General features: G+C 72.3%; 5 protein-coding genes. 2 read left to right on the top strand and 3 right to left on the bottom strand.

Going from position 1 to position 2,919, the window contains the following annotated elements; all coding sequences use genetic code 11:
* Both HMPREF3086_RS00130 and mscL read left to right on the top strand, forming a co-directional pair.
* On the top strand, positions 1–345 hold a 345-nt coding region (locus tag HMPREF3086_RS00130; protein WP_070719652.1), incomplete at its 5' end, for a hypothetical protein.
* A gap of 94 nt (positions 346–439) precedes the next feature.
* Positions 440–868, top strand: coding sequence for a large conductance mechanosensitive channel protein MscL (gene mscL / locus HMPREF3086_RS00125; RefSeq protein ID WP_007632160.1), 429 nt, complete (start codon positions 440–442; stop codon positions 866–868).
* Positions 869–998: 130 nt separating this feature from the next.
* On the opposite strand, the gene HMPREF3086_RS00120 is transcribed toward mscL, so the two are convergent.
* The 3 genes from HMPREF3086_RS00120 to HMPREF3086_RS00110 form a co-directional block, all read right to left on the bottom strand.
* Positions 999–1,211, bottom strand: coding sequence for a hypothetical protein (locus HMPREF3086_RS00120; protein WP_061229036.1), 213 nt, complete (start codon positions 1,209–1,211; stop codon positions 999–1,001).
* Positions 1,208–1,783 (bottom strand): MogA/MoaB family molybdenum cofactor biosynthesis protein, encoded by a 576-nt coding sequence (locus tag HMPREF3086_RS00115; RefSeq protein WP_061229037.1) that lies wholly within the window; start codon positions 1,781–1,783, stop codon positions 1,208–1,210. The genes HMPREF3086_RS00120 and HMPREF3086_RS00115 overlap by 4 nt, the downstream gene beginning before the upstream one ends.
* Positions 1,780–2,919 (bottom strand): S1C family serine protease (locus HMPREF3086_RS00110; RefSeq protein WP_210401802.1); only part of this gene is annotated, 1,140 nt, incomplete at its 5' end. The genes HMPREF3086_RS00115 and HMPREF3086_RS00110, both read right to left, overlap by 4 nt.

The following is a 2,919-nucleotide window of genomic DNA, read 5'->3' as shown; positions in this document are numbered from 1 at the left end:
GGTCCCCCGCCCGACGTCGCCGCCGCGGTCACCGCTGCCCCCGGCGGCGGCCCGGCGCGACCTGTGCGGGTGGTACCCGTCGCCCTCGCCGACCCCGCCGTGGCCGACCTGCTGAAGCCCGGAGACCTTGTGGACCTCGTCTCCACGATCGACGCCGACGCCCACGACCCCGGTGCTCACGCCGCTGCGGCCGATCTCGTCGTCGCGCGGGCGGCCCGGGTGCGCGACACCCCGGCCGGACGGTCGGGCGCCCGGTCCGTGCTGGTCGAAGTCCCCGAGGAGCTCGCCTCCCACCTCGCCGCGACGGCCGCCACGAGCCCACTGGCCGTCGTGGTGCACGGCTGAGCCGCCGCGCGCGGGTATTCCACGGTGGCGTGTCCTGCTAATATCGTCCGTGCCGATTCGGCAGCACGGTGACTACATCTGACAGGGGCGAGCGATGCTCAAGGGTTTCCGCGATTTCATCATGCAGGGCAACGTGATCGACCTGGCCGTGGCCGTCGTGATCGGCACCGCCTTCGCGTCCATCGTCGACGCGTTCACCAGCGCGATCATCAACCCGCTCATCGCCCTGCTCGGCGGGGACAAGGAGATCGGCTTCGCCGTGCAGCTCCTGGAGAACAACCCCGAGACGCTGATGGACTTCGGGGCGCTCATCTCGGCGGTCATCAACTTCCTGCTCATCGCCGCCATCATCTACTTCGTGCTGGTGGGCCCCATGAACAAGATGAAGGAGGCCGCCGCCCGCCGAAAGGGCATCGAGGCCCCCGCCACGGATAACGAACTCCTCGTGGAGATCCGTGACCTGCTCGCCGGGCGGCCGCTCGCCCACCCCTCCGACCCTGATAACCCGACCAACGAGTCCTGACGGCGTCGCTCGGGCGCCGGAGCGGTGGAGCGCCTGAGGGGCGCAGCCGGGCGGGCCGCCGATCCGCGCTGCCGGCCCTGCCGGGTGAGGCCAGTCGCCGCGGGACGGGCTCAGTCGCGGAGGGACGGGCTCAGTCGTGGTGAGGCGGGCGTTGCTCGCGCCACCAGTCGTCCCGGAGTCGGGTGTCGCTCCCGCGCGCCTCGTCCGAGGTGGTCTCCGGCAGCGTGTCGCCGAACACCTCGTCGATGCGCCTGCGGTCCGCGGCGCGGCGGTCGGCGCTCCCGGGAGTGGTCCCCCAGGTGCCGGCCCGCCGATCGCCCTCGGAGCCCCGCGCGCCGGTCACAGACCGTCGAAGCCCGACAGCTGCGCGACCACGTATGACACGAGCGGGCACAGCGTGGCCATCCCGTCACGGATGGCGGCCCGGCTCGGCGCGAGGTTCGCGACCACCGTGCTGCCGGAGACGCCCACGTGCCCGCGGGAGACGATCGAGTCGACGGCTCCCGCGGTGAGGCCGGATGAGCGGATGGCCTCGGCGATGCCGGGCAGTCGCTGGTCGAGGATCTCCTCGGTGACCTCCGGCGTGATGTCGCGGGGGCCGACGCCGGTCCCGCCGATGGTGACGACGAAGTCGAACCCGCCGACGACCGCGGTCTCGAGCGCCTTGCGGACCTCGGACTCGTCGGCCGCCACGCCGACGACGCCGCCCACGAGGAAGCCCTCCTCCTCGAGGAGCTCGGTGACCAGCGGACCGATGAAGTCCTCCCGCTCGGGCATACGGTCCGTAACCACCACGACCATCGCGCGGCCGGCGATCGCCGGCTCCGGCGGCTCTACGGCCGTCGGGTCGAAGTCCACGTTCGTGGGGAGCTTGCGGCCTCCGGGCAGCGCCCTCGGATCGAATCTGGTGCTCATCTGGCCTCTCCCAGTGCAACGTCGACGGTGTTCGGCGGTTCGCCCTCACGAGAAGCATAGGTGACGGACACCGTCTCCCCCGGAGCGCGGGACCGGATCGCCGCGACGAGCGCGTCCCCGTTCTCGATGAGCCGCTCGCCCACCCGCGTGACGATGGCGCCCTCCTCGATGCCCGCACGGTCAGCCGGGCCGCCCGGCTCGACCGACCGCACCAGCGCGCCGTCTCCGGCCGGGGAGTCACTCACCGTCACGCCGAGCACGGCCCGGGTGGCGAAGCCCTGCTTGATGAGCTGGTCGGCGATCCGGCGGGCCTGGTCCACCGGGATGGCGAACCCCAGCCCGATCGAACCCGAGTTGCCCGAGCCCAGTGACGCGATGGCCGAGTTGATGCCGATCAGCTCGCCGTTCATGTTGACCAGGGCGCCACCGGAGTTGCCGGGGTTCACCGCGGCGTCGGTCTGGATCGCGTCGATCACCGTGCTCTGATCGGACTGAGCGCCACCGGCTCGAACCGGGCGCTCCAGTGCCGAGACGATGCCGGTGGTGACAGTCCCGGATAGCCCGAGCGGCGAGCCGATGGCGGCCACGGCCTGGCCCTCGTTCAGGTTGGCGGACGTGCCGAGCGCGATCGGCGTCAGCGGGCGGGGAGCCTCGGCCTTGATGACCGCGATGTCCGTCGCTGGGTCGGTGCCCACGATGCTCGCGGGCGCCTTGGAGCCGTCATCGAAGCGCACCTGGATGCTGCCGCCGGCGCTGGCCATCGCGATGACGTGATTGTTGGTGATGATGAGCCCGTCCGCGGTGAGCACGACCCCGGACCCCTCGCCCCGCCCGGTCTGGGAGCGCACGTCGATCGAGACGACGCTCGGCAGTACCTTGTCGGCGACCGCCTCGACCGTGCCGTCCGGCGCCTGACCCACCGGCTGGGTGGCGCTGATGGGCGAGGACAGTCCTTCTCCCGACCCTCCGGCCACCGTCGCGCCGATCCACCCGCCCAGTCCGCCCGAGACGAGCATCGCGGCCACGATGCCGGCCACGACGAGCCCCCTACCGGACTTGTTTGACGCCGACCCGGGCTCGCCGCCCACGTGCTCCGGTCCACCCGCGAAGGGCGCGCCCGTCGCGGGCCCGGCGCC

This window comes from Dietzia sp. HMSC21D01 (assembly GCF_001815995.1).
GTDB classification, from domain to species: Bacteria; Actinomycetota; Actinomycetes; order Mycobacteriales; family Mycobacteriaceae; genus Dietzia; species Dietzia cinnamea.
The sequence above is the reverse complement of the archived record's forward strand: the minus strand, read 5'-3'. Positions and strand labels throughout refer to the sequence as shown.